Below are 24,649 nucleotides of genomic sequence, written 5' to 3' on the forward strand. Positions count from 1 at the left end.
ACGTGGAGATCGCCAACGCCTGCTGGCTGCTCGATAACGGCCTACGCATTCACGCCGTCAGCGACCCCGCCGCAACCTGCGCCGCGGCTCTGGTGCGGGTCGAGGCGGGATCTTTCCAGGAGCCCACCGCCTGGCCTGGCCTCGCACATCTGCTGGAGCATATGCTGTTTCGCGGCAGCGCTAACTTTGCCGCAGAGGATAGCCTTATTGCCTGGGCACAGTCGGTAGGTGGCAGGGTGAACGCCACGACGCAGACCACGCAAACGGCTCTCTTCTTTGAAGCCGGCAGCGAACACCTGGCGGATGGACTGGCCCGTCTGAGCGATATGCTCGCCGCGCCGCGGCTTACTGCCGGGGCGGTAAAGCAAGAGATTGAGGTGATCGACGCAGAGTATCATCTGCTCCGTACCGATGCGGAAACCTGCTGCGAAGCCGCACAGCGGCACATGTTCAGCGGCATTGACGCCCTGCACCGCTTTCATATCGGCAGCCGCGCGGCCTTTGGCGATAACACTCCAGCCCTGCAACGCGCCCTGCGGCAGTTTCATCGCCGCTATTTCCGTGCCCCGGCCATGACGCTATGGCTGCATGGCCCCCAGCCGCTGGAGGCGCTGCATACGCTGGCGACACGCTACGGCAACCGTTTTATCGCTGGCAATGCCCTCCCGCAGGTAGCAGCGCCGCCGCTGGTCGCCGGGCAGGATTATACCCTCTCTCTCCCCGGTGCCCCCCAGCTGCGGCTGGTGTTTGCCCTTCAGCCCTTCCGGTCACGTAGCTGGCTGCGGCGTCTGGAGCGCCTGCTGCTGGATGAGGCCCCCGGAGGGCTGCTGGCCAGGCTGCGGGCTCAGGCATGCTGCGACGCCGTTCGACTCGATTATTTACGCTGTAGTGAAAACAGCGCGCTGCTGAGCTTTATCTTTACCGTCAATAGCGGGTCGGCTCACGAAGCCGCTAACATTGAAAGCGCCCTGCTTGCGTGGCTGGGGTCTCTACGTGACCTGACCCCTGCCCAGCTTGAGCATTATCGCCAGTTGGCGAACCGCGACGTCAAACAGCGGGCGCCGCTCGATCAGCTGCGGGCCAAAGCATTTGGTCTGCCGCCCGCAGAACAGCATGACGGCTGGCGTCAGCATATCGCTGCACTGATTGTCGCCCCCCGCCGCCGTCTGGCCGTGCGCCCTGAGGGCGGCGGCGAAAAACATGAACTTCAGGGGTTGCCGCTGGTGCTCGGCCCTTTTACCAACGCCGCCGCCGCTCCTGCCGCCGAAGCGTTCCACTTTTTCTCCTCTTCGGCACTACCGCCAATGCCGGTACTGCCTGCAGATCGGGCACCGCTTCGGCATCTTCTTCCCGGAGACGCACAGCCGGTGCTGTTGCTCTATCCCGCATGGCCCGCAGCGCTTACCGATGAGCATGCCGGATGCATGCAGGTGGCGCTGCGTGCCGTCGCCGCTGAACTGGCACACCGGGATGGACATGTCAGCGTGGAACGTCATCAGGGTATATGGCTGCTGCAGCTGACGGGCAGCGAGGCGCTGATCTGCCATGGTCTGAGTCTCATAAACCGTGCGCTGGCGGGGCTGACACCGGCAATGCGCCATGAAGCAGCAAGAAACCAGCGCCGCGCCCGGCTGGCAGAGCAATACGATATCGCTATCCGCCGCCTGTTAGCGCAGCTACCCGCGGCGTTAAATGCCTCACCACAGCCAATGCCCAACTGGCACGCCACGCTGGTCGGCGGCGATGAAGCATTACAGCAGCGGCTGGCGCATCTGCTCAGCGATTCTCCCTGTTCCGTCACTGCTGAACGGTCAATAGCCTCTCCGCGCCAGCATCATCCTGTCATGCTGACAGAGAGCGGCAGCGAACATGCGCTGCTGCAATTTTATCCTTTAGCAAATAATGAAGCTGAGGGACGCTGGGCGCTGCGCGTGCTGGCTCAGCTATACGCGCCGCGCTACTTCCAGCGGCTCCGCGTGGAGCACAACATCGGCTACGTAGTGCAGTGCGCGCTCTACCGCAGCGGTGAGGTTGAAGGTCTGCTGTTCGCTCTCCAGTCCCCGACGTTTAGCGTTGAACAGCTGCAACGGTTTACCAATGAATTTTTACTCAACATGCAGCATACGTTAGCGACTCTGGAGGTCGGTGAGTTGAATCAGATACAGCAAAGAGTGCGGCAAAATGTGCGGCAGCTTAGTGCTGAGCCGCTGCAGCGCGCCCGGGAAATCGCACTGGAAAACCGTATGCCTCTGGAGCACGTCTCCTTATTATCATTGACGCAGCTCCAGTATTGGCAGCAGAGGCTGCACCAGAGTATTAAGCTATTATAAAAATATTATTAATGCCGTGCTTATGATTTTTGGCCGCGCCTGCTCATTTCATTCCACACCATCAGCTTGTACTATTCCACTCTTCATATTTTTATAGCACGGTAGACAACAATGGATCTGAAAGCATTAGAAAAACCGCTGGCTTCTATTGAAAATATTTTATCTCACTTTCCTGTTAACCAGCCCTGTCTTATCGAAACAGGCCAGACATTGCCAACCGCCGCACGAAATGGCGCCCCGCCAGGAAAGATCGTTTTTTTGCTCAGCGGAGCCATGATTTGTGCGTTGGGTGAGGGAGATAAAAAGCAAAATTTAGCCATCGTCACCGGCCCATCGATTCTGGGCCTCGGACAGCTTGCGCCTTCGGGTGCTATTGCCCAATATGAAGCTATCGCGCCGTGTATGGTTTATTCAGTAGGCGTTGATAAATTTATTAAGATCGTCGAAGAGAACCGGCTCTGGCCAGATGTTATGAAGATTATACTGACGATTGTTAATACTCTGGCAGCGAGAACCGCAGCGTCTGGACTACAGTCGGCTTATGATATCATCAGAAGCTATCTTATCTATATGGACCGAGAGACCGCCTACTCGCTGAAGGAGCGCTACACCGTAGTCAAATATATGCAGACGTTTTCCAGGCTATCGCGCAGCATCATTTTGAAAATTCTTGCAGAACTGAAGGCGGGTGGGTTTATAGAGATGAAAAAAGGCAAGCTTATACGCATCAACAGAAACCTGCCGGAAAAATTTTAATTAAACCGTTAAGGCATAAAAATAGATAGCTTAATACATTCATCGTAAGAATATTATTTTATAATTAATTCTTTAACATGCCATCTTTACGCACCCCCTGTAAAAAAAGAGAGGGTCTTCACGATGCTGCCGCCCTGTAAGAGAAACAACAATGCGTATTTTGTTTAAATTAATGCTCTCTGTCGGTATGCTATTTTCAATCGTGGCACTGGCTTCAGAGCCGCTGGTCATTACCCGCCAGGGTACGGTAGATACCCCAGAAAATACGCTTTTATCAATCAAAAAGGCTGTCGATAGCGGGGCGAATGCCATCTGGCTGACCCTACAGCTCAGTAAAGATAATGAGATCGTCCTCTATCGCCCTGCCGATCTGCAGACGTTAACCAACCTGAAAGGGCCGGTCGCGGCCTATACCGTCGCCCAACTTCACCAGGCCGACGCAGGCTACTGGTATGGTAAACCAGATTACCCCTTGCGAGGCAAAAATCTCTATGTACCTACCCTGGCAGAGGTGCTCAAAAGATGGCCCAACACCTTTTTCTTTCTCGAGATTAACTCACCCGGTACGCCTCCTCAGCTCTTTTCCGTGCTGCTGGAAGACGTACTTGAAAAGAGCCATAGCTACAACAGGGTGCGCGTATATGCAAATAATGCGCTCTTCCTTGACGCTCTGCCCGATACCATCGCGCGATTTGAGACCGAGCAAGCTACCCAGACGGTGCTCTCGGATATCATCATCAACCATCGCTGTGATGTTCCTTCATTCGCAATTGAAAAGTGGTATATCCTAAAATATCAACGCTATATACAAAATGCACCAGGCGCTTCGCCGCTGGCGTGGGGTCAGGAAGCCATGCGCTGCTTCAGGAATAACAAGCTTGCCAAAGTGATCCTTACTGGAGGGGATACTGAAACCCTGTACCAGATAGCGCAGACGCTGCACGCAGATAGCGTACTTGTTGACTCCCCGCTACCCGATACCCGTTAGCAAGAAATCTCTGTTTCGCTGGGTCAAATGAGTGATATATTTTCACGCATTAACCCCAAGGAGAGATCATGGCGGAATTTGATGTAATAGCGCAGGATTTGCTTGAGCGTGCGCGTACGCATGAGGAGCTGCAGCAGGCTCAGGACAGGAAGCTGCTGGACCAGGTGCTGGCCATCTATGGTCAAAAATATGTGGCGGAGCAGCTGCGTAAGCTGGGTAAGAGCGAGTGGAGTCGGGAGACGCTTAACCGCTGGGTAAACGGGAAAAGCGCACCGAAAACTCTGACGGCATTAGAAGCAGAGCTGCTGCATAAGATGCTTCCCTCTCCTCCGGCACATCATCCCCACTATGCCTTTCGCTTTATCGATCTTTTTGCCGGCATCGGTGGCATACGCCACGGCTTTGAAGCCATCGGCGGACAGTGTGTGTTCACCAGCGAGTGGAACAAAAATGCGGTTCGTACCTACCAGGCTAACTGGTTCAATGACGAAGCATCCCATCGCTTTAACCAGGATATCCGCGAAGTCACGCTTAGCGCGGATAAAGACGTGTCGGAAACCGAGGCCTATGCGCATATTGACGCTGAGATCCCCGATCACGACGTGCTGCTGGCCGGTTTCCCCTGCCAGCCGTTCAGTCTGGCAGGCGTCAGCAAGAAGAACGCCCTGGGCCGGGCACACGGCTTTGAGTGTGAAGCGCAAGGCACCCTCTTTTTCGACGTTGCGCGAATTATCAAAGCGAAAAAGCCCGCTATCTTCGTGCTGGAAAATGTGAAGAACCTAAAGAGCCACGATAAAGGTAAAACTTTCGCCGTCATCATGGCGACGCTGGATGAGCTGGGCTATGAGGTTGCCGATGCGGCCGCAGTGGGTAAAGACGATCCCAAGGTTATCGATGGCCGCCACTTCCTGCCCCAGCACCGGGAGCGCATTGTGCTGGTGGGGTTCAGACGCGATCTGGGCATCCATAACGGCTTTACCCTGCGCGACGTTGCCCGCTTCTACCCTGAACGCCGCCCTGCCTTTGGTGAGCTCCTGCAGCCGGACGCGGACAGCAAATACATCCTGTCAGAAAAGCTGTGGCACTATCTCTGGCACTACGCCAAAAAACATCAGGCAAAGGGTAACGGCTTTGGTTTCGGTCTGGTGGATCCCACCCGCGCAGAGAGCGTGGCGCGTACTCTGTCAGCCCGCTACTACAAGGATGGTTCAGAGATTTTAATCGACAGGGGATGGGATCGCGCGCTCGGCGAAGCTGACTTCGGCAACGCTGATAACCAGCTGCGGCGGCCCCGACGCTTAACGCCGAGGGAGTGCGCTCGTCTGATGGGGTTTGAAAAGCCTGGGCAGGCACCGTTTCGTATACCGGTGTCCGATACCCAGGCTTACCGCCAGTTCGGTAACTCCGTCGTGGTTCCGGTCTTCGCTGCCGTGGCGAAGCTGCTGGAACCCTGGATCCTCGAAGCGGTTAAAAAACGCTAGCGGGATGATGGTTACGGGCAGGTCTCCTGCCCGAAAACGGCATTATGAACGCGACTGCACCCAGAAAGCGTGGATCAGCCCCGGGATGTACCCCAGAAGTGTCAGGATGATGTTCAGAATGAACGCCATACCAAAGCCCTTGCCAAGCAGCACGCCCAGCGGGGGCAGAATAATTGTCAGTACAATTCGCCAGAAACCCATAATTACTCCCGTGTAAAATTTATCCAGGTGGCTGTATAAAAAGACATTTTCTCTTTAAGCGTAGCTATTTTAAGTGACTCTGCCACTTTCGCCCCGTGCTTTTACCCTCTTTTACTTACCCTTAAACTTTGGCTTAATCTGTCTTAAGGTGTTGAACGATAGTTATAATCGGTCTTATTTATTTTCTCAGGCCGCTGGCCTGACCTATAGTGAATGCATCAAAAGAGAGGAGAGACGCTATGTTTTCAGTTGGTGATTATGTGCAGCCCCGCATCGGCGGCCAGAAGCTTAAAGTTGTGGAAGTAAATGATGACCAGATTGTGGCCGTACCCGCCAGTAACGAGCAGGGTGAAAAGGTAACCATTAAGGCTGCTGATGTCACCTTGTACAAAGAAGAAGGCAATTTCGGCGTCTGCTAAAAGACACCGCTTCTACGGTGGGCATCCGCTCACCGTACCGCTTCCCCTCGCCGTTCCACCTCTTTTTAATAACTTCTTGATTAGTAAAACATTACCTAACTACCCCACCAAAAATAACGCAGCGGATGAAAAACAGCCTGCCGCAGAGAATGTTATCGACAAAAGCGTGATAAATAAAAATTTTACGCTAGTTGTACGCTGACAGGCAGAGATATAATCTATGCGCAATCAAAGCAGCGCCGCAAAACGCTGTCAAACCTTCCCCTTTCGTTGCCTTTATGCAGGAGCATCAGCATGTTCTCTCCCCAGTCTCGCCTGCGTCATGCCATGGCAGACACCTTTGCGATGGTCGTCTACTGTTCTGTCGTGAACATGCTGATTGAGATTTTCCTCTCGGGAATGACGTTCGAGCAGTCTCTCTCCTCGCGGCTGGTAGCGATCCCGGTAAACATCCTTATTGCATGGCCGTATGGCCTCTACCGCGATGCCTTTATGCGCTTCGCCCGACGCCTCTCCCCTGCTGGTGGAGTTAAAAACATGGCGGACGTGCTGGCGTATGTGACTTTTCAGTCGCCGGTCTACGTGACAATCCTGCTAGTGGTGGGGGCTGACTGGCATCAGATTGCTGCTGCCGTCAGTTCAAATATCGTGGTTTCAATGGTGATGGGCGCAGCCTATGGCTACTTTCTCGATTACTGCCGTCGCCTGTTCCGGGTGAGCAGCTATCATCAGGCCAAAGCCTGATGGCGTGGCGAGTCAGGCCGACTCGCCAAAGAGTCCAGTCAGATAACGCTCCAGCGCCATACGTGAACTAAAACCGTGCGGAATGCCGTAGTGCTCCTGCGCATCGCCGCCTAAGTAGAGCGGAAAGTGCTGATAGTGATCGCTGGTCTTGATATCGGAAGCCGGTTCAGCCAGCGTCTGGCTGCGCTCTTTTAGCGTAGGATGAATAATCAGCGCCGTGCGCCCCATTCGCGCTTCACGATTCACATACACATAGTTATCTCCGCGACGATAGCCATAGGCCTTTGGCGTCGCGACGTCCATGGTAAATCCCGCCTTCTCAAGAACGCGTGCCACCTCATCGGGTCGTAAATACATATTTTATCCTCGTCATCGTCTACAGCAGCGCCACCTTACAGTATTGAGCATTAGCAGCGCTTTCGGAAAAGTCCATAAACGCCCCATCAAGTCGTGATTGGCGTCAGAGGTTAAAATTTTGCGCTACACTGATTAATACATCGAAATCAAGGGAGGATCATATGCTTAGAAGACCAAACCGTAGCGACGTAGATGCAGGCGTAGACGATATTAATAATGATGTCAGCCAGCTAGCGGACTCTCTGGAGGCGGTATTGAAGTCCTGGGGAAGCGATGCAAAAGATGATGCAGACGGTGCCCGTCGTAAAGCACAGGCGCTGCTGAAACAGACCCGAGCCAAGCTGCATGGCCGTAACCGCGTTACGCAAGCAGCGACCGATGTTGCCGGCTGTGCGGATAGCTTTGTTAAAGACAGGCCATGGTGCAGCGTAGGTGCTGCCGCTGCCGCCGGGATCTTCCTCGGTGCGCTGCTAAGCCTCCGTCGTTAATACCCAACCCCGTGAGCTAACCCTCACGGGGTTTCTTTTCGTTCTCATAGAGCCGCCCTACCCACTGCATCGCCATTTCGGCGGACGTAATATTCGTGAAGCTCATTAAAATCCCGCGACGTCCCGGCTGCGCGCTGTGCCAGTCGCTTAACGCCTGTACTGCCAGCCCCCTCTGCTGCGCCCGCGCCACAATGGCTCTGTCATCCCCGTCGATCTCGGCCACCAGCTGAATACCACCTTGCTGAGGCACTACGTTAAAGCCGTAGTGGATGAGCGCCGCTTCCAGCCAGGCGCGCCGTTGAGCATAGTGCAGCCGCATCTTTTTTAAATGACGCCAAAAATGTCCCTGCTGAATAAAATCCGCCAGCGCGCACTGCCACAGCGTGGGGACGCTGCACGGAGTGCTGGTGATCCGCTGGCGAAACGCCGCTGCTTCCGCGGCTGGCACGACGATCCAGGCCGTGCGTATGGCTGGAAACAGGGATTTACTAAAGGTGCCGGTATAGATCACCCGCTGCGGGGCATCGAGGCTCTTTAACGGCGGCAGCGGCCTGCCGTGATAGCGAAACTCGCTGTCGTAGTCATCCTCAATAATCCACGCGGCCTGCTGGGCCGCCCATGCCAGCACCTGCCTGCGGCGGGGGAGCGACAGCGCAACGCCCAACGGGCTTTGATGGGCCGGGGTGAGCAACGCAAAACGCGCCTGGGGCCAGCGCGCTATCGCCGTCTCGATATCCATTCCGTTCTGGTCCACGGGCACCGGGAGACGCTGGACCCCTTCCCCCTCAATGGCAGAAGAGATCAACGGGAACCCGGGATCTTCCACCCACATGCCATCCCCCGGGCGGGCCAGCGTTTGCAGGATCAGGCTCATCGACTGCGCATAGCCCGAGGTAATAAATATCTGCTCCGGCTGGCACTCAATGCTGCGGGAGAAGCGCAGGTAGTCGGCGATGGCCTGGCGCAGCATAGCCTCGCCCGCCGGATCCCCAAGCGTGAGATCGAAGCGCGACTGGGTACGCAGACGTCTGCCGGTCAGCCGCGCCCACAGCGCACGCGGAAAGAGATCCAGCGCGGGCAGGCCCATCTGAAACGGCTTCGGCTCATGCTCGTCGCCGTGCTGTACGGCGGGCGTCTCTGCTAACGCCGAAGGTGAAGTCTGGCTCACGAAGGTGCCCGCCTGCCCACGCCGCTCCAGCCATCCCTGCGCGACCAGCTCGCCGTAAGCCTGCTCAACCGTTGTACGTGAAATGCCATTCTCCTGGGCCCATGTCCGGCTCGACGGCAGCCGACTCCCGGTTTTGAGCTCTCCTGAAGTAATGGCGGCCTTAAGCTGCCGGGCAATTTGCTGATAGCGTGCGTCCATTATGGTCTGCCTTTTTAATCAAAATATGGCTCTCCAGAGCAGACCATCATAGTGCTACATTTTCGCCATCTTAACGAGGAGAAGAGTGATGACCCAGCTACTACGCCAGCCTTTCTATGAACTTAGCCCAGCCATCTATAACGGCCTGATTCAGGCCAGCCAGGCACTGGAGCAATGCTCGCTTGATAACACGTTTATTGAGCTTATCTACCTGCGTATTTCACAGATCAACGGCTGTGCATTCTGTCTCGACAAGCACAGCCGGGCGCTGCGTAAAGCGGGTGTTGAGCAGGCAAAACTCGATGCGCTGGCAGGGTGGCGGATCAGCCACCACTTCAGTGACAGAGAGCAGGCGGCGCTGGCATGGGCCGAGTCGGTGACCCATATTGCCGACAGCCACGCGGAAGAGAGCGTTTATCAGCCGCTGTTGGCCCATTTTAGCGCTGAGCAGGTGAGCGATCTGACATGTGCCATAAGCCTTATGAATGCATTTAACCGCCTCGCCGTTGCCATGCGCCTGTAATTTCAGCCAAAACCTCCCCGCCCCCGTCGCATGCGTCGACGGGGCAAAAATCCGCCCTAAAACCTATATATAGCGTGGTTGATAATTTTTATATCTACATCTAGTATTCCTGTAAGCAAGAACAACATCTCCCGGGGCGACATTTCGCGCCGACCTGCTATTATAGATGGGAATACGAATCATGATCATTACTATTTACACTCGAAACGACTGTGTTCAGTGCCACGCCACAAAACGGGCTATGGAGAGCCGGGGCGTGAAGTTTGAGATGGTGAATATCGATCTCGTTCCGGAAGCTGCCGATACGCTGCGGGAGCAGGGTTTCCGCCAGCTGCCGGTGGTAATTGCGGGCGACACCAGCTGGTCGGGCTTTCGTCCGGATATGATTAACCGCCTGCAGCCCGCCTCCCGCGTCGCCAGCGCATGAGCACCCTCGTCTACTTCTCCAGCAGCTCGGAAAATACGCAGCGCTTTATTGAGCGTCTCGGGCTGCCGGCGGTGCGCATTCCGCTTAACGAGCGCGAGCGTATTCAGGTGGACGCTCCCTATATTCTGATCGTTCCCAGCTACGGCGGAGGCGGTACGGCAGGCGCGGTGCCGCGCCAGGTGATCCGCTTTCTGAACGATCCACAAAACCGGGCGCTGATCCGTGGCGTTATTGCCGCTGGCAACCGTAACTTCGGTGATGCCTATGGCCGCGCCGGGGATGTGATTTCTCAAAAGTGCAGCGTCCCTTATCTCTACCGTTTTGAACTGATGGGCACGCAGCAGGATCTCGACAACGTGCGAAAAGGAGTGAGCGAATTTTGGCAACGACAACCGCAGAACGCGTGATGCAGGCCGCGCCGGACTACCATGCGCTGAATGCCATGCTGAATCTCTATGATTCATCAGGCCACATTCAGTTGGATAAAGATCGTCAGGCGGTGGAGGCGTTTTACACCGCGCATGTCCTGCCGAATACCGTGACCTTTGCCAGCCAGCAGGCGCGGCTGGACTACCTGGTGAACGAGGGCTACTACGACGGCAGCGTGCTGGCACGCTATGGTCAGGAGTTTGTTGTCGATCTCTTTGCCACCGCTCACCGCAGCGGCTTTCGTTTCCACACTTTTCTGGGTGCATGGAAGTTCTACACCAGCTATACGCTAAAAACCTTCGACGGCAAGCGCTACCTGGAGCACTTTGAGGATCGGGTGGTGATGGTTGCCTTGACCCTGGCCCAGGGCGACGAGGCGCTGGCGCGCCAGCTTAGCGAAGAGATGCTCTCCGGCCGCTTCCAGCCTGCAACGCCTACCTTTTTAAATGCGGGTAAGCAGCAGCGTGGGGAGCTGGTCTCCTGCTTCCTGCTGCGCATTGAAGACAATATGGAGTCGATTGGCCGGGCGGTGAACTCGGCGCTCCAGCTCTCCAAGCGCGGCGGCGGCGTCGCCTTCCTGCTGTCGAACCTGCGCGAGGCGGGCGCGCCGATCAAGCGGATAGAAAACCAGTCCTCGGGCGTTATCCCGGTAATGAAGATGCTGGAGGATGCCTTCTCCTACGCCAATCAGCTGGGGGCGCGCCAGGGGGCCGGGGCCGTCTATCTGCACGCTCACCACCCGGATATCCTGCGCTTTCTTGATACCAAGCGCGAGAACGCCGATGAGAAGATCCGCATTAAAACCCTGTCGCTGGGCGTCGTAATCCCGGACGTCACCTTCCGACTGGCGAAGGAGAACGCCCCGATGGCACTCTTCTCCCCCTACGACGTAGAGCGCATCTACGGCAAACCCTTTGCCGATATCGCTATCAGCGAGCACTATGACACGCTGGTCGCCGACGATCGCATTCGCAAAACCACCATTAACGCCCGTGATTTCTTCCAGCGGCTGGCAGAGATTCAGTTCGAGTCGGGCTACCCGTATATTATGTTCGAGGATACGGTCAACCGCGCTAACCCGATTGCCGGGCGAATCAACATGAGCAACCTCTGCTCGGAGATTTTGCAGGTCAACAGCGCCTCGACGTATGACGAGAACCTCGACTACGCCCAAACCGGACACGACATCTCCTGCAATCTTGGCTCGCTGAACATCGCCCATACCATGGACTCGCCCGATTTTGGCCGCAGCGTAGAGACCGCCATCCGCGGACTGACGGCGGTGTCGGACATGAGCCATATTCGCTCCGTGCCCTCAATTCAGGCCGGCAACGCCGCGTCGCACGCCATTGGCCTTGGGCAGATGAACCTGCACGGCTACCTGGCCCGGGAGGGCATCGCCTACGGCAGCGAAGAGGGGATCGACTTTACCAATCTCTACTTCTACACCGTTACCTGGCATGCGCTGAACACCTCCATGATGCTGGCCCGCGAACGAGGCCAGCGCTTTGCCGGATTTGAGCAGTCGCGCTACGCCAGCGGCGACTACTTTACGCACTATATTGAGGAGCGCTGGCAGCCGAAAACAGAGGCCGTGCGGGCGCTGTTTGCGCGGGCGGGCATCGTACTGCCAACGCGGGAGATGTGGTGCCAGCTGCGCGACGACGTGATGCGCTACGGCATCTACAACCAAAATTTGCAGGCCGTGCCGCCTACCGGCTCCATCTCCTACATCAACCATGCCACCTCCAGCATCCATCCCATCGTATCGAAGATTGAGATCCGCAAAGAGGGAAAAACCGGGCGCGTCTACTACCCTGCCCCGTTTATGACTAACGATAACCTGCATCTCTATCAGGATGCCTATGAGATTGGCCCTGAGAAGATCATCGACACCTATGCGGCGGCCACGCGCCATGTGGATCAGGGGCTCTCTTTAACCCTCTTCTTCCCGGATACCGCCACTACCCGCGACATTAACCGGGCGCAGATCTACGCCTGGAAGCGGGGCATCAAAACGCTGTACTACATTCGCCTGCGCCAGCTGGCGCTGGAAGGCACCGAAATTGAAGGCTGCGTGTCATGCGCGCTGTAAGGAGAAGAGAATGAGCCGTTTATCACGGGTTAGCGCCGTTAACTGGAACATTATTCAGGATGATAAGGATCTGGAGGTCTGGAACCGGCTGACCAGCAACTTCTGGCTACCGGAGAAGGTGCCGCTGTCGAACGACATTCCCGCGTGGCAAACGCTAAGCCACGCCGAGCAGCAGCTGACAATCCGCGTCTTCACCGGCCTGACGCTGCTGGACACCATTCAGAACGGCGTCGGCGCACCGGCGCTGATGGCGGACGCCATCACCCCCCATGAAGAGGCGGTGATGTCCAACATCAGCTTTATGGAGGCGGTCCACGCCCGCTCCTACAGCTCGATATTCTCCACCCTCTGTCAGACCAGCGACGTGGACGCCGCCTACGCGTGGAGCGAGGAGAACGCTCCGCTCCAGCGTAAGGCGCAGATTATTCTGGCGCACTACGCCGCCGATGCGCCGCTGAAGAAGAAGATCGCCAGCGTCTTTCTGGAGTCGTTCCTCTTCTACTCTGGCTTCTGGCTGCCGATGTACTGGTCCAGCCGCGGCAAGCTGACCAATACCGCCGATCTTATCCGGCTGATCATTCGTGATGAAGCGGTACACGGCTACTACATTGGCTATAAGTACCAGCGCGGGCTGGAAAAAGTAGAGGCTGGCGAACGGGAGGCGTTGAAAAATTTCGCCCTCGATCTGCTGATGGAGCTTTACGACAATGAGCTGGCCTACACCGAGGCGCTCTACGCGGGAACCGGCTGGGAAGAGGAGGTGAAAGCCTTTCTCTGCTACAACGCTAACAAGGCGCTGATGAACCTCGGCTATGAAGCGCTGTTCCCGCCGGAGATGGCCGACGTGAACCCGGCCATCCTGGCCGCGCTGTCACCCAATGCCGACGAAAACCATGACTTTTTCTCCGGCTCTGGTTCCTCCTACGTGATGGGAAAAGCGGTGGAAACCGAAGACGCAGACTGGGACTTTTAATTACCTTTTTAGCGGGCCATATTCCCGGCTGGCCCGCCAGGATATTTCCCAAAACCAACATTCATATTACAAATTTATTTCTTTCTAACGTATGGTTAACCTGCGCTAATTATTCCTCTGAATTGCGTAAATTCGGAGGAATTTCTGTCGCCTGGGCAAAAAAATTCCGCCCCTCGCATATCACCGCCAGGCCCTTATATCACTGGAAGTCGCGCCGCTCGCGGTTCGGCAATTTCCATGCCAGGGTGCAATTGAGGGTTGTCTCAGATTCTCACTGTGCTAGGGTATAGCCCGTTCATTATTTCCATCAGGATTGTTATTGATATAAATAAATACGGGAACCTTTTTATTGCATGGCAATTAAACTCGAAGTAAAAAATCTCTATAAGATATTTGGCGACAACCCGCAGCGGGCGTTCAAATATATCGACAAGGGACTTTCGAAAGCACAGATTCTGGAAAAAACAGGGCTATCCCTTGGCGTTATCAACGCCAGTCTGGCCATTGAAGAAGGCGAGATCTTCGTCATCATGGGGCTCTCCGGTTCGGGGAAATCGACCATGGTTCGCCTTCTCAATCGCCTGATTGAACCCACCCGCGGCCAGGTGCTGATTGACGGCGTAGATATCGCCAAAATATCAGACGCCGAACTCCGTGAGGTGCGCAGGAAAAAGATTGCGATGGTTTTCCAGTCATTCGCGCTAATGCCACACATGACCGTACTGGACAATACGGCGTTTGGTATGGAATTAGCGGGAGTGCCTGCTGGCGAGCGCCAGACCAAAGCGCTGGATGCGCTGCGTCAGGTGGGGCTGGAGAACTACGCCCACGCTTACCCGGATGAACTCTCCGGCGGCATGCGCCAGCGCGTTGGCCTTGCCCGCGCCCTTGCGATCAACCCCGATATTCTGCTGATGGACGAAGCGTTCTCGGCCCTCGATCCGCTGATCCGTACCGAGATGCAGGATGAGCTGGTGAAGCTCCAGTCTAAACAGCAGCGTACCATTGTCTTTATCTCCCACGATCTCGACGAAGCCATGCGCATCGGCGACCGCATCGCCATTATGCAGGGCGGCGAAGTGGTGCAGGTCGGCACACCGGATGAGATCTTAAATAACCCGGCCAACGACTACGTGCGCACCTTCTTCCGCGGCGTGGACATCAGCCAGGTGTTTAGCGCCAAGGATATTGCCCGTCGTAGCCCGGTTGGCCTGCTGCGTAAAGCCCCCGGCTTCGGCCCGCGCTCGGCGCTGAAGCTGCTGGAGGACGAGGATCGCGAATATGGCTACGTCATCGAGCGCGGCAACAAGTTTGTCGGCACGGTCTCCATCGACTCCCTGAAGGCGGCGCTGAGCCAGCAGCAGGGTATCGACGCGGCGCTCATTGACTCTCCGGCTCCGGTCGACGCAGAGACGCCGCTTAGCGAACTGCTCTCCCACGTAGGCCAGGCACCCTGTGCCGTACCGGTAGTGGGTGAAGAGCAACAGTACGTCGGCATCATCTCAAAACGGATGCTGCTGCAGGCTTTAGATCGCGAGGGGGCAAACAATGGCTGATCAATCTAATCCGTGGGGAACCACCGAGGCGGCAGACGCCGCGCAATCTGCTGCTACACAATCTACCGCAACGCAGTCCGCCGACGCATGGGGTACGACTCCGGCTGCGGCACCGACCGACGGCGGCAGCGCAGACTGGCTGAACAGCGCCCCGCCTGCGCCGGAACACTTCAACATTATGGATCCGTTCCACAAGACGCTGATCCCGCTGGACAGCTGGGTCACTACCGGCATTGACTGGGTGGTCACCCACTTCCGTCCGGTATTCCAGGGCATCCGCGTACCGGTGGACTATATCCTCAACGGCTTCCAACAGCTGCTGCTGGGTATGCCTGCCCCGGTCGCCATCGTGGTCTTCGCCCTGATCGCCTGGCAGTTTGCCGGCGCGGGTATGGGCATCGCTACCCTGGTGTCGCTGATCCTGATCGGCGCGATCGGTGCCTGGTCGCAGGCGATGATCACCCTGGCGCTGGTGCTGACCGCCCTGCTCTTCTGCGTGTTGATTGGCCTGCCGATGGGGATCTGGCTGGCACGCAGTCCACGGGCGGCGAAAATTATTCGTCCGCTGCTGGATGCGATGCAGACGACGCCGGCCTTTGTCTACCTGGTGCCGATCGTCATGCTGTTCGGGATCGGCAACGTGCCGGGCGTGGTGGTAACCATTATCTTCGCCCTGCCGCCGATCGTGCGTCTGACGATCCTCGGTATTAACCAGGTGCCGGAAGATCTGATCGAAGCCTCACGCTCGTTCGGGGCCAGCCCGCGCCAGATGCTGTTTAAAGTGCAGCTGCCGCTGGCGATGCCGACCATCATGGCCGGTGTGAACCAGACGCTGATGCTCGCCCTCTCGATGGTGGTGATCGCCTCGATGATCGCCGTGGGCGGCCTCGGCCAGATGGTGCTGCGCGGTATTGGCCGTCTCGATATGGGCCTGGCCACCGTGGGCGGCGTCGGGATCGTGATCCTGGCGATCATCCTTGACCGCCTGACCCAGGCCGTGGGCCGCGACTCCCGCAGCCGTGGCAACCGCCGCTGGTATACCTCGGGTCCTATCGGGTTAGTGACGCGTCCTTTCATTAAATAAGTGACTTTTTGCCCGGCGGCGCTTCGCTTGCCGGGCCTACTCCTCCCTTCCCATAATTAAGGAACAACGATGCGACATAGCGTACTTTTTGCCACAGCGTTTGCCACCCTTGTCTCAACCAGCACCTTCGCGGCGGATCTGCCGGGCAAAGGCATGACCGTCCAGCCGATCCAGAGCACCATCTCTGAAGAGTCCTTCCAGACGCTGCTGGTCAGCCGCGCCCTTGAGAAGCTCGGCTACACCGTGAACAAGGCCAGCGAAGTGGACTACAACGTCGGCTACACCTCTATTGCCTCCGGCGATGCCACCTTTACCGCCGTCAACTGGCAGCCGCTGCATGACGACATGTACGCCGCCGCCGGTGGCGATAAGAAGTTCTACCGCGAAGGCACCTTTGTTTCCGGCGCGGCGCAGGGCTACCTGATTGATAAGAAAACCGCCGAGAAGTATCACATCACCAATATCGAGCAGCTGAAGGATCCAAAGATCGCCAAACTGTTTGATACCAACGGTGACGGCAAGGCCGACATGATGGGCTGTTCGCCGGGCTGGGGCTGCGAAGCGGTGATTAACCACCAGAACAAAGCCTTCGATCTGGAGAAAACCGTCGAGGTCAGCCACGGTAACTACTCCGCGATGATGGCCGACACCATTGCCCGCTTTAAAGAGGGTAAGCCCATCATCTATTACACCTGGACCCCATACTGGGTGAGTGACGTGATGAAGCCGGGCCGGGACGTCGTCTGGTTACAGGTACCCTTCTCCTCCCTGCCGGGCGAGCAGAAAGATATCGACACCAAGCTGCCGAACGGCATGAACTATGGCTTCCCGGTTAACACCATGCATATCGTTGCCAACAAAGCCTGGGCCGAGAAAAACCCGGCGGCGGCGAAGCTGTTCTCCGTGATGAAGCTGCCGCTGGCGGACATCAACGCCCAGAATGCCATGATGCACGCGGGCAAAGCCTCGGAAGCGGATATCCAGGGCCACGTCGACGGCTGGATCAAAGCCCACCAGCAGCAGTTTGACGGCTGGATCAAAGAGGCGCTGGCCGCTCAGCAGTAAGCTTTCTCTCCCTCACCTGCAGGTGGGGGAGCATTTTTTCCACAGCACGAACCGACACACGATCTCTCCCCAGCTATCCGCGAATTCGTTATGATAAATAATCATTTATCTGAATATCGCCTACTTATGACCAAATCCTCCCATCCGCTCAGCCCCGCGCTGATTGTGCTTATGTCCGTGGCTACCGGCCTGACCGTGGCCAGCAACTACTATGCCCAGCCCCTGCTCGATACCATCGCGCGCGCCTTTTCACTCTCCTCCAGCCAGGCCGGGTTTATCGTCACTGCCGCCCAGCTCGGCTATGCAGCAGGCCTGCTGCTGCTGGTGCCGCTGGGAGATATGTTCGAGCGCCGGTCGATGATCGTGGTGATGACCCTGCTCGCGGCGGGCGGGATGTTAATCACCGCCACCAGCCAGTCGCTGGGCATGATGATCCTCGGTACCGCCCTCACCGGCCTCTTTTCCGTCGTCGCGCAGATCCTTGTCCCGCTGGCTGCGACCCTCGCTACACCGGCGAAGCGCGGCAAGGTCGTCGGGACGATCATGAGCGGCCTGCTGCTGGGGATCCTGCTGGCGCGCACCGTGGCCGGGCTGCTGGCGAACCTCGGCGGCTGGCGTACAGTCTACTGGGTGGCTACCGTTCTGATGGTGGTGATGGCATTTGCCCTCTGGCGCGGCCTGCCCAAGGTCAAGCAGGACAACCACCTCAACTACTTCCAGCTGCTCGGCTCGGTGTTCTCCCTCTTTACCCATGACAGGCTGCTGCGTACCCGCGCCGTACTGGGTTGCTTTACCTTTGCCAACTTCAGCATCCTCTGGACCTCCATGGCCTTCCTGCTTGCCGCTCCGCCTTTTAACTACTCCGAAGGTGTCATCGGCCTGTTTGGCCTGGCAGGGGCCGCAGGTGCGCTCGGCGCACGTCCAGCGGGAAGCCTTGCCGATCGTGGCAAATCGCACCTGACCACCACCTGGGGTCTGCTGCTGCTCCTGCTGTCGTGGATTGCCATCTGGTTCGGCCACGCCTCGGCGCTGGCGTTAATTGTCGGTATTGTCGTGCTGGATCTCACGGTGCAGGGGGTACATATCACCAACCAGACGGTGATCTACCGCGTTAAGCCGGAGGCGCGTAACCGCCTCACCGCTGGCTACATGACCAGCTACTTTATCGGCGGCGCGGCCGGGTCGCTGATCTCCGCCAGCGCCTGGCAGCACGACGGCTGGCGCGGCGTCTGTCTGGCGGGCAGCGCCGTGGCGCTGATCAACCTGCTGGTCTGGTGGCGTGGCTATCACCGCCAATCGGCTACGGAGTAACCGTTCATTGACCTTTAGTTAGCATCGATAACGGCGGGGGTGGTAAGGTATGCCCCGCCTGGTGACGGTTTCAGTTACTGAATGTATATCCTCAACTAATACATTTACTTTATTTGTCACTATCGTTACTATATCGGCTGTAACTAATGAGGTCATGCCCAAAATGGATAGTTCGTTTACGCCCATTGAACAAATGCTAAAATTTCGCGCCAGTCGCTACGAGGATTTCCCGTTTAACGAGATCCTCCTCACCCGTCTGTGCATGCACATGCAGGGGAAGCTGCTGGATAACCGCAATAAGATGCTGAAAGCTCAAGGGATTAACGAGACGTTATTTATGGCGTTAATTACGCTGGAGTCTCAGGAAAACCACAGCATTCAACCCTCTGAGCTGAGCTGTGCGCTGGGTTCGTCACGTACTAACGCGACCCGTATCGCCGATGAACTGGAAAAGCGCGGCTGGATCGAACGTCGCGAGAGCGATAACGATCGCCGCTGCCTGCATCTGCAGCTGACCGATAAAGGTCATGAGTTTTTACGTCAGGTACTGCCTCCGCAGCATAACTGCCTGCATCAGCTCTGGTCTTCGCTTACCGTCGAAGAGAAAGAGCAGCTTGAGCAGATCACCCGTAAGCTGCTTACCCGCCTGGATGAGATGGATGAACAAGACGTCATCCTTGAGGCGCTGCGCTAACGCGACGATCCGCACGACAATCCTGATTACATAAGAAATTGCCAGGCCAGCACAGCGTGCTGGCCTTTTGGTGAACAGGTCGGCTCAGCCGATGTGAAATAATAAGATCGTGGAGAACAAACATGAGCGCAAATGCGGAGAGTCAGACCCCGCAGCAACCGGTCAATAATAAGAAAGGTAAGCGTACGCGCATCCTGCTTATTCTGACCTTGCTCTTTATCGTTATTGCCGTGGCATATGGGATCTATTGGTTTTTAGTTTTGCGTCATCATGAAGAGACTGACGACGCTTACGTGGCAGGGAACCAGGTTCAGATCATGGCGCAGGTGTCCGGCAGCGTGACGAAAGTCTGGGTCGACAATACCGACTTTGTGAAAAAGGGTGACGTGCTGGTCACGCTGGATCCCACTGACGCTCAGCAGGCGTTCGAGAAAGCGCAGACCGAGCTCGCGTCGAGCGTGCGCCAGACCCGCCAGATGATGATCAACAGCAAGCAGTATCAGGCCAATATTGAGGTGAAGAAGACTGCTCTCGCCCAGGCGCAGAGCGATCTTAACCGCCGCGTGCCGCTGGGTACCGCAAACCTGATTGGCCGTGAAGAGCTGCAGCACGCCCGCGACGCCGTTGCCAGCGCCCAGGCCCAGCTCGACGTGGCGGTTCAGCAGTATAACGCCAACCAGGCGATGATTCTGGGCACCCGCCTGGAAGATCAGCCTGCGGTGCAGCAGGCCGCTGCCGAAGTACGCAACGCCTGGCTCGCCCTGCAGCGTACCAAGATCGTCAGCCCCATGACCGGCTATGTATCACGCCGTGCGGTTCAGCCTGGGGCGCAGATCGGCGTCACCACCCCGCTGATGGCCGTGGTGCCAGCCTCCGGCCTGTGGGTGGATGCTAACTTCAAAGAGACCCAGCTGGCGCACATGCGTATCGGCCAGACGGCAACCGTGGTGAGCGATATCTACGGCGACGACGTGACCTACACCGGTAAGGTGGTCGGTCTCGATATGGGTACCGGCAGCGCCTTCTCGCTGCTTCCGGCACAAAACGCTACCGGGAACTGGATCAAAGTGGTTCAGCGCCTGCCGGTGCGTATTGAGCTGGATGCCAACCAGCTTACCCAGCATCCGCTGCGTATTGGCCTGTCGACGCTGGTCACCGTAGACACCAGTAACAGTGACGGCCAGATGCTGGCCAGCCAGGCACGCACCACGCCAGCCTATGAGAGTAACGCGCGGGAGATCGGCCTCGAACCGGTTAATATCCTGATTAACGATATCGTGCAGGCCAACGCGGGCTAATCCTGATGAGCGCTACGCAACCGAGAAAACCGCTGGAGGGGGCGCAGCTGGTCATCATGACCATTGCGCTGTCGCTGGCGACCTTTATGCAGGTGCTGGACTCCACCATCGCCAACGTGGCGATCCCCACTATTGCCGGTAACCTTGGCGCGTCACTGAGCCAGGGAACGTGGGTGATCACCTCTTTTGGGGTGGCAAACGCCATCTCTATCCCGATCACCGGCTGGCTGGCGAAGCGCGTCGGTGAGGTAAAGCTGTTTTTGTGGTCGACCATCGCCTTTGCCATCGCCTCCTGGGCGTGCGGGATGTCCACCAGCCTCAACATGCTGATCTTCTTCCGCGTCCTGCAGGGGATCGTTGCCGGGCCGCTGATCCCGCTCTCACAGAGCCTGCTGCTTAGCAACTATCCACCGGCGAAGCGCTCTATCGCCCTGTCGCTATGGTCCATGACGGTGATCGTCGCCCCGATCTGCGGCCCGATTCTGGGCGGTTACATCAGCGATAACTATCACTGGGGCTGGATCTTCTTCATCAACGTGCCCATCGGTATCGTGGTAGTCGTGATGGCGATGCAGAGCCTGCGCGGTCGGGAAACCCGCACCGAGCAGCGGCGCATTGATGCCGTTGGCCTGGCGCTGCTGGTGATCGGCGTGGGCTGCCTACAGGTCATGCTCGACCAGGGTAAAGAGCTGGACTGGTTCAACTCCAGGGAGATCATTATCCTAACCATTGTGGCGGTGGTGGCGCTCAGCTTCCTGATCGTCTGGGAGCTGACCGACGACCACCCCATCGTCGATCTCTCGCTGTTTAAGTCGCGCAACTTCACCATCGGCTGCCTCTGTATCAGCATGGCCTACATGCTCTATTTTGGCGCGATTGTACTGCTGCCGCAGCTGTTGCAGGAGGTCTACGGCTACACGGCCACCTGGGCGGGGCTGGCCTCTGCGCCGGTGGGGATCATCCCGGTGATCCTGTCGCCGATTATCGGCCGCTTTGCCCATAAGCTGGATATGCGTCGGCTGGTCACCTTCAGCTTTATTATGTATGCGGTCTGCTTCTACTGGCGTGCCTATACGTTCGAGCCGGGCATGGACTTTGCCGCCTCGGCACTGCCGCAGTTTATCCAGGGGTTTGCCGTCGCCTGCTTCTTTATGCCGCTGACGACCATTATCCTCTCTGGACTACCGCCCGAGCGTCTTGCAGCCGCCTCCAGCCTGTCGAACTTTTCGCGTACGCTGGCAGGCTCCATCGGCACGTCCATTACTACCACGCTGTGGACCAACCGGGAGTCGATCCATCACGCCCAGCTTACGGAGTCGGTGACCCCCTACAACCCTAACGCCCAGCTTATGTATGACCAGCTGCAGGGAATGGGGATGACACAGCAGCAGGCATCCGGCTGGATAGCCCAGCAGATCACTAACCAGGGTCTGATTATCTCGGCAAACGAGATATTTTGGATCTCCGCAGGGATATTCGTCATCATGCTGGGGCTGGTGTGGTTTGCGAAACCGCCGTTTGGCGCAGGCAGCGGCGGCGGCGGCGCGCACTGATCGCCGAGTAAATTGACCGGACTGCGACAGGGATTGTCCGTCCTGATAAAGCCGTGCTCCTGAAATCGCTTCACGATAGTGAAAAGACAACAGGAGCACACCATGCTGAAAAATCCCGCCCAGAAATACCAGCCCTATCCCCCTCTCTCCCTGCCCGATCGCACGTGGCCGGAAAAGCAGATCGCTCACGCACCGCGCTGGCTCTCTACCGATCTGCGTGACGGTAACCAGGCTCTGGCCGAGCCAATGGACGTGGCGCGTAAAATGCAGCTCTGGAACCTGCTGCTTGACTGCGGCTTTAAGGAGATTGAAGTTGCCTTCCCTTCGGCTTCGCAGACCGATTTCAATTTTGTGCGCCAGCTGATAGAAGAGCATCGTATTCCCGACGACGTGACGATCCAGGTGTTAACCCAGGCGCGCGAGGATCTCATTGCGCGCACCTTCGACGCGCTGCGCGGAGCCAGCCGCGCGACGGTGCATCTCTACAATGCCACTGCGCCGCTGTTTCGCCGTCTGGTGTTCGGTATGGAGAAGGCGCAGGTAATTGAACTGGCTACCCGCAGCACGCGCCAGATTCGTCAGCTGTGCGAAGAGAACCCGCAAACGCGCTGGCAGTACGAGTACTCGCCGGAAACCTTCTGCTTTACCGAGCCTGAATTTGCCCTGGAGATTTGCGAAGCGGTGGCGGCTATCTGGCAGCCCTGTGCCGAACGACCAATGATCGTCAATCTCCCCGCCACCGTGGAGGTAAACACGCCTAACGTCTATGCCGATCAAATTGAGTGGTTTTGCCGCCGTTTCAGCCAGCGCGAGGCGGTCTGTATCAGCGTTCATCCGCATAACGATCGCGGCACGGGCGTGGCGAGCGCCGAGCTGGCGGTCATGGCGGGGGCAGATCGCGTTGAGGGCTGTCTGTTTGGCAACGGCGAGCGTACCGGCAACGTCTGTCTGGTAACGCTGGCGATGAATCTCTACAGCCAGGGCATCTCGCCGGAGCTGGATTTCAGCGATATGACGCGCGTGGTGGAGGTGGTTGAAAGCTGCAATCAGCTGCCGGTGCACCCGCGTCACCCCTGGGCCGGGCGGCTGGCCTATACCGCCTTCTCCGGTTCACACCAGGATGCAATCAAGAAAGGATTCGACGCGCGCAGGCCGGGCGAACGCTGGGAAATGCCCTATCTGCCTATCGATCCGCAGGATATCGGCTGCACCTATGAGGCCGTGATCCGCGTTAATAGCCAGTCGGGCAAGAGCGGCAGCGCATGGCTCATTGAACAGAATCACGGCCTGACGCTTCCCCGCGCCCTGCAGCAGGACTTCAGCCAGCTCGTACAGCGGGAAGCCGACGAAGGCGGTAAAGAGATGACGCAAAATGCGCTCTGGCAGCTTTTTCGCAGTCGCTATGGGCTGGTGCCAGCCCCGCGCTTCCGTCTGCTCAGCTACAGCAGTGAAAGCCAGCAGGATGGGCTGTTACGGTTAACCGCCGCCGTCTCGCACGACGGTGAAACGCGACAGCTTGAAGGGTGCGGCAATGGGCTGCTCTCTGCCGCAGCCAGCGGGTTATCGGCATGGGTAGCGCAGCCGTTTGTGATAAAAGATTACCATGAGCACACCCTGGGCGAGCGCAGCGACAGCCGCTCGGTCGCCTATATTCACTGTCTGTTTCAGGATGGCAGCAGCCGCTGGGGCGTAGGCATCGATAATGACGTTGCTCGCGCGTCGCTCCAGGCGCTGTTGAATACGCTGGGCTAGCGAAAGTAGTCGCTGGGTGAAACGCCCATCACCCGGCGGAACATGGCGGTAAAGGCGCTATGGCTGCCGTAGCCGGTATCCAGCGCCACACGCAGCACCGACTGCCCCTGCGCCAGGCGCATAAGGGCCGCCATCAGGCGAGCCCGACGCACCCACTCTCCAAAGCTTAATCCCGTCTGCTGCTGAAAATGGCGGTTGAGCGTGCGCTCACTCATGTTCGTCACGCTAGCCGCCAGGGCTGTGGTCCACTCTCGGGCAGGCTCTTCGCCGATCTGCTGACAGAGCGTGCGCAGGAGATTACTGTGCGGTTCAGGAAGATGGAAAGGCAGCGCCTGCATCACGCGGATCTCATCGAGGATCAGCTCATAGATCCGCTCATCGCGGCTACCCGGCGTGTAGCGTTCAGCCAGATCGAATGATGAGACAATCAGCTCGCGCAGCAGAGGGGAAATTTGCACGATTTGGCAGGAGGCAGGCAGATCAGCGCGTGCCAGCGGATCGATAAACAGCGTGCGGGCGGCAACGTTGCCGGTAATACGTAACGCGTGCTGCGTTGCGGCAGGGAGCCAGACGCCCCGCCCAGGCGGTACCACCCAGCAGCCTGCTGCGGTCTCAACCCTGACCACGCCGCTCAGGCTATGCAGCAGCTGCGCGCAGTCGTGTTGATGCCACGGCTCACTGTCGCCATGGGCGTAATCATGAGCAAAGGGGATCAGCGGGCGATGGGTAAAAGAGAAGGTTGTGGTGGTAGTCATAGTG

The 24,649-nt window shown here is 57.5% G+C and carries 24 protein-coding genes; 20 read left to right on the forward strand and 4 right to left on the reverse strand.

Annotation, left to right across the window (positions count from 1 at the left end):
* The first annotated feature begins 2 nt into the window (after positions 1-2).
* From pqqF to NR795_RS11900, 4 genes are all read left to right on the forward strand, one after another.
* Positions 3-2,330 (forward strand): pyrroloquinoline quinone biosynthesis protein PqqF, encoded by a 2,328-nt coding sequence (gene pqqF, locus NR795_RS11885; RefSeq protein ID WP_257758338.1) that lies wholly within the window; start codon positions 3-5, stop codon positions 2,328-2,330.
* 111 nt (positions 2,331-2,441) lie between these two features.
* Entirely contained in the window at positions 2,442-3,086 is a 645-nt protein-coding gene (locus tag NR795_RS11890; protein ID WP_144817870.1) for a helix-turn-helix domain-containing protein, read from the forward strand.
* 151 nt (positions 3,087-3,237) lie between these two features.
* Positions 3,238-4,074, forward strand: coding sequence for a glycerophosphodiester phosphodiesterase family protein (locus NR795_RS11895; RefSeq protein WP_257758339.1), 837 nt, complete (start codon positions 3,238-3,240; stop codon positions 4,072-4,074).
* Between the two features lie 68 nt (positions 4,075-4,142).
* Positions 4,143-5,555, forward strand: a complete 1,413-nt coding sequence (locus NR795_RS11900) for a DNA cytosine methyltransferase (protein WP_257758340.1) — start codon at positions 4,143-4,145, stop codon at positions 5,553-5,555.
* 42 nt (positions 5,556-5,597) lie between these two features.
* Here NR795_RS11900 and NR795_RS11905 read toward each other — a convergent pair whose 3' ends face one another.
* Entirely contained in the window at positions 5,598-5,756 is a 159-nt protein-coding gene (locus NR795_RS11905) for a YqaE/Pmp3 family membrane protein (protein WP_042387589.1), read from the reverse strand.
* A 239-nt stretch (positions 5,757-5,995) separates the two neighbouring features.
* Between NR795_RS11905 and NR795_RS11910 the strand changes: the two genes are divergently transcribed.
* On the forward strand, positions 5,996-6,175 hold the full coding sequence (locus tag NR795_RS11910) for a hypothetical protein (RefSeq protein ID WP_042387590.1): 180 nt from the start codon (positions 5,996-5,998) through the stop codon (positions 6,173-6,175).
* A gap of 294 nt (positions 6,176-6,469) precedes the next feature.
* A complete protein-coding gene (alaE, locus tag NR795_RS11915; RefSeq protein WP_257758341.1) occupies positions 6,470-6,919 on the forward strand; it encodes an L-alanine exporter AlaE in 450 nt (149 codons plus the stop codon).
* 12 nt (positions 6,920-6,931) lie between these two features.
* On the opposite strand, the gene NR795_RS11920 is transcribed toward alaE, so the two are convergent.
* Positions 6,932-7,276: a DUF2002 family protein gene (locus NR795_RS11920; RefSeq protein WP_144817866.1), complete on the reverse strand. Its 345-nt coding sequence runs from the start codon at positions 7,274-7,276 to the stop codon at positions 6,932-6,934.
* Between the two features lie 161 nt (positions 7,277-7,437).
* On the opposite strand from NR795_RS11920, the gene NR795_RS11925 reads away from it, so the two are divergent.
* On the forward strand, positions 7,438-7,764 hold the full coding sequence (locus NR795_RS11925; protein ID WP_042387595.1) for a DUF883 family protein: 327 nt from the start codon (positions 7,438-7,440) through the stop codon (positions 7,762-7,764).
* Positions 7,765-7,780: 16 nt separating this feature from the next.
* Here NR795_RS11925 and NR795_RS11930 read toward each other — a convergent pair whose 3' ends face one another.
* Positions 7,781-9,130, reverse strand: a complete 1,350-nt coding sequence (locus NR795_RS11930; protein WP_257758342.1) for a PLP-dependent aminotransferase family protein — start codon at positions 9,128-9,130, stop codon at positions 7,781-7,783.
* A gap of 88 nt (positions 9,131-9,218) precedes the next feature.
* Here NR795_RS11930 and NR795_RS11935 point away from each other — a divergent pair, with 88 nt between their 5' ends.
* From NR795_RS11935 to leuA, 13 genes are all read left to right on the forward strand, one after another.
* The gene (locus tag NR795_RS11935) at positions 9,219-9,653 is read left to right on the forward strand and encodes a carboxymuconolactone decarboxylase family protein (protein ID WP_257758343.1); all 435 of its coding nucleotides are present in this window, start codon (positions 9,219-9,221) and stop codon (positions 9,651-9,653) included.
* Positions 9,654-9,834: 181 nt separating this feature from the next.
* A complete protein-coding gene (gene nrdH / locus NR795_RS11940) occupies positions 9,835-10,080 on the forward strand; it encodes a glutaredoxin-like protein NrdH (RefSeq protein ID WP_144817863.1) in 246 nt (81 codons plus the stop codon).
* Positions 10,077-10,487: a class Ib ribonucleoside-diphosphate reductase assembly flavoprotein NrdI gene (gene nrdI / locus NR795_RS11945; RefSeq protein ID WP_144817862.1), complete on the forward strand. Its 411-nt coding sequence runs from the start codon at positions 10,077-10,079 to the stop codon at positions 10,485-10,487. The genes nrdH and nrdI overlap by 4 nt, the downstream gene beginning before the upstream one ends.
* Positions 10,460-12,604 (forward strand): class 1b ribonucleoside-diphosphate reductase subunit alpha, encoded by a 2,145-nt coding sequence (nrdE, locus tag NR795_RS11950; protein ID WP_257758344.1) that lies wholly within the window; start codon positions 10,460-10,462, stop codon positions 12,602-12,604. The genes nrdI and nrdE overlap by 28 nt, the downstream gene beginning before the upstream one ends.
* A gap of 10 nt (positions 12,605-12,614) precedes the next feature.
* Positions 12,615-13,577 carry a class 1b ribonucleoside-diphosphate reductase subunit beta gene (gene nrdF, locus NR795_RS11955; RefSeq protein WP_144817860.1) on the forward strand — a complete coding sequence of 321 codons (963 nt, stop codon included), beginning with the start codon at positions 12,615-12,617 and terminating at the stop codon, positions 13,575-13,577.
* Positions 13,578-13,930: 353 nt separating this feature from the next.
* Positions 13,931-15,133: a glycine betaine/L-proline ABC transporter ATP-binding protein ProV gene (gene proV / locus NR795_RS11960; RefSeq protein WP_144817859.1), complete on the forward strand. Its 1,203-nt coding sequence runs from the start codon at positions 13,931-13,933 to the stop codon at positions 15,131-15,133.
* Positions 15,126-16,217: a glycine betaine/L-proline ABC transporter permease ProW gene (gene proW, locus NR795_RS11965; RefSeq protein WP_257758345.1), complete on the forward strand. Its 1,092-nt coding sequence runs from the start codon at positions 15,126-15,128 to the stop codon at positions 16,215-16,217. Before proV ends, proW begins: the two co-directional genes overlap by 8 nt.
* Before the next feature lie 69 nt (positions 16,218-16,286).
* Positions 16,287-17,282 carry a glycine betaine/L-proline ABC transporter substrate-binding protein ProX gene (gene proX / locus NR795_RS11970; RefSeq protein WP_144817857.1) on the forward strand — a complete coding sequence of 332 codons (996 nt, stop codon included), beginning with the start codon at positions 16,287-16,289 and terminating at the stop codon, positions 17,280-17,282.
* 126 nt (positions 17,283-17,408) lie between these two features.
* On the forward strand, positions 17,409-18,593 hold the full coding sequence (locus NR795_RS11975) for an MFS transporter (protein WP_257758346.1): 1,185 nt from the start codon (positions 17,409-17,411) through the stop codon (positions 18,591-18,593).
* 163 nt (positions 18,594-18,756) lie between these two features.
* Positions 18,757-19,287: a transcriptional repressor MprA gene (gene mprA / locus NR795_RS11980; RefSeq protein WP_042387615.1), complete on the forward strand. Its 531-nt coding sequence runs from the start codon at positions 18,757-18,759 to the stop codon at positions 19,285-19,287.
* Between the two features lie 122 nt (positions 19,288-19,409).
* Positions 19,410-20,585: a multidrug efflux MFS transporter periplasmic adaptor subunit EmrA gene (gene emrA, locus NR795_RS11985; RefSeq protein WP_144817855.1), complete on the forward strand. Its 1,176-nt coding sequence runs from the start codon at positions 19,410-19,412 to the stop codon at positions 20,583-20,585.
* A 5-nt stretch (positions 20,586-20,590) separates the two neighbouring features.
* Positions 20,591-22,138, forward strand: coding sequence for a multidrug efflux MFS transporter permease subunit EmrB (gene emrB, locus NR795_RS11990; RefSeq protein ID WP_144817854.1), 1,548 nt, complete (start codon positions 20,591-20,593; stop codon positions 22,136-22,138).
* A gap of 102 nt (positions 22,139-22,240) precedes the next feature.
* Positions 22,241-23,890 carry a 2-isopropylmalate synthase gene (leuA, locus tag NR795_RS11995; protein ID WP_257758347.1) on the forward strand — a complete coding sequence of 550 codons (1,650 nt, stop codon included), beginning with the start codon at positions 22,241-22,243 and terminating at the stop codon, positions 23,888-23,890.
* Here the strand turns inward: leuA and NR795_RS12000 are convergent.
* Entirely contained in the window at positions 23,887-24,645 is a 759-nt protein-coding gene (locus NR795_RS12000) for a helix-turn-helix domain-containing protein (protein ID WP_222888624.1), read from the reverse strand. The two genes, leuA and NR795_RS12000, sit on opposite strands and share 4 nt — an antisense overlap.
* Positions 24,646-24,649: the final 4 nt, after the last annotated feature.

Source organism: Pseudescherichia sp. L3, assembly GCF_024656065.1.
GTDB lineage: Bacteria > Pseudomonadota > Gammaproteobacteria > Enterobacterales > Enterobacteriaceae > Pseudescherichia.

Bases quoted from the DNA above. Each gene is read 5' to 3' on its own strand.
- NR795_RS11890 (WP_144817870.1), top strand. From the start codon at position 2,442: ATGGATCTGAAAGCATTAGAAAAACCGCTGGCTTCTATTGAAAATATT.
- NR795_RS11895 (WP_257758339.1), top strand. From the start codon at position 3,238: ATGCGTATTTTGTTTAAATTAATGCTCTCTGTCGGTATGCTATTTTCA.
- NR795_RS11900 (WP_257758340.1), top strand. From the start codon at position 4,143: ATGGCGGAATTTGATGTAATAGCGCAGGATTTGCTTGAGCGTGCGCGT.
- NR795_RS11905 (WP_042387589.1), bottom strand. From the start codon at position 5,756: ATGGGTTTCTGGCGAATTGTACTGACAATTATTCTGCCCCCGCTGGGC.
- NR795_RS11910 (WP_042387590.1), top strand. From the start codon at position 5,996: ATGTTTTCAGTTGGTGATTATGTGCAGCCCCGCATCGGCGGCCAGAAG.
- alaE (WP_257758341.1), top strand. From the start codon at position 6,470: ATGTTCTCTCCCCAGTCTCGCCTGCGTCATGCCATGGCAGACACCTTT.
- NR795_RS11920 (WP_144817866.1), bottom strand. From the start codon at position 7,276: ATGTATTTACGACCCGATGAGGTGGCACGCGTTCTTGAGAAGGCGGGA.
- NR795_RS11925 (WP_042387595.1), top strand. From the start codon at position 7,438: ATGCTTAGAAGACCAAACCGTAGCGACGTAGATGCAGGCGTAGACGAT.
- NR795_RS11930 (WP_257758342.1), bottom strand. From the start codon at position 9,130: ATGGACGCACGCTATCAGCAAATTGCCCGGCAGCTTAAGGCCGCCATT.
- NR795_RS11935 (WP_257758343.1), top strand. From the start codon at position 9,219: ATGACCCAGCTACTACGCCAGCCTTTCTATGAACTTAGCCCAGCCATC.
- nrdH (WP_144817863.1), top strand. From the start codon at position 9,835: ATGATCATTACTATTTACACTCGAAACGACTGTGTTCAGTGCCACGCC.
- nrdI (WP_144817862.1), top strand. From the start codon at position 10,077: ATGAGCACCCTCGTCTACTTCTCCAGCAGCTCGGAAAATACGCAGCGC.
- nrdF (WP_144817860.1), top strand. From the start codon at position 12,615: ATGAGCCGTTTATCACGGGTTAGCGCCGTTAACTGGAACATTATTCAG.
- proV (WP_144817859.1), top strand. From the start codon at position 13,931: ATGGCAATTAAACTCGAAGTAAAAAATCTCTATAAGATATTTGGCGAC.
- proW (WP_257758345.1), top strand. From the start codon at position 15,126: ATGGCTGATCAATCTAATCCGTGGGGAACCACCGAGGCGGCAGACGCC.
- proX (WP_144817857.1), top strand. From the start codon at position 16,287: ATGCGACATAGCGTACTTTTTGCCACAGCGTTTGCCACCCTTGTCTCA.
- NR795_RS11975 (WP_257758346.1), top strand. From the start codon at position 17,409: ATGACCAAATCCTCCCATCCGCTCAGCCCCGCGCTGATTGTGCTTATG.
- mprA (WP_042387615.1), top strand. From the start codon at position 18,757: ATGGATAGTTCGTTTACGCCCATTGAACAAATGCTAAAATTTCGCGCC.
- emrA (WP_144817855.1), top strand. From the start codon at position 19,410: ATGAGCGCAAATGCGGAGAGTCAGACCCCGCAGCAACCGGTCAATAAT.
- emrB (WP_144817854.1), top strand. From the start codon at position 20,591: ATGAGCGCTACGCAACCGAGAAAACCGCTGGAGGGGGCGCAGCTGGTC.
- leuA (WP_257758347.1), top strand. From the start codon at position 22,241: ATGCTGAAAAATCCCGCCCAGAAATACCAGCCCTATCCCCCTCTCTCC.
- NR795_RS12000 (WP_222888624.1), bottom strand. From the start codon at position 24,645: ATGACTACCACCACAACCTTCTCTTTTACCCATCGCCCGCTGATCCCC.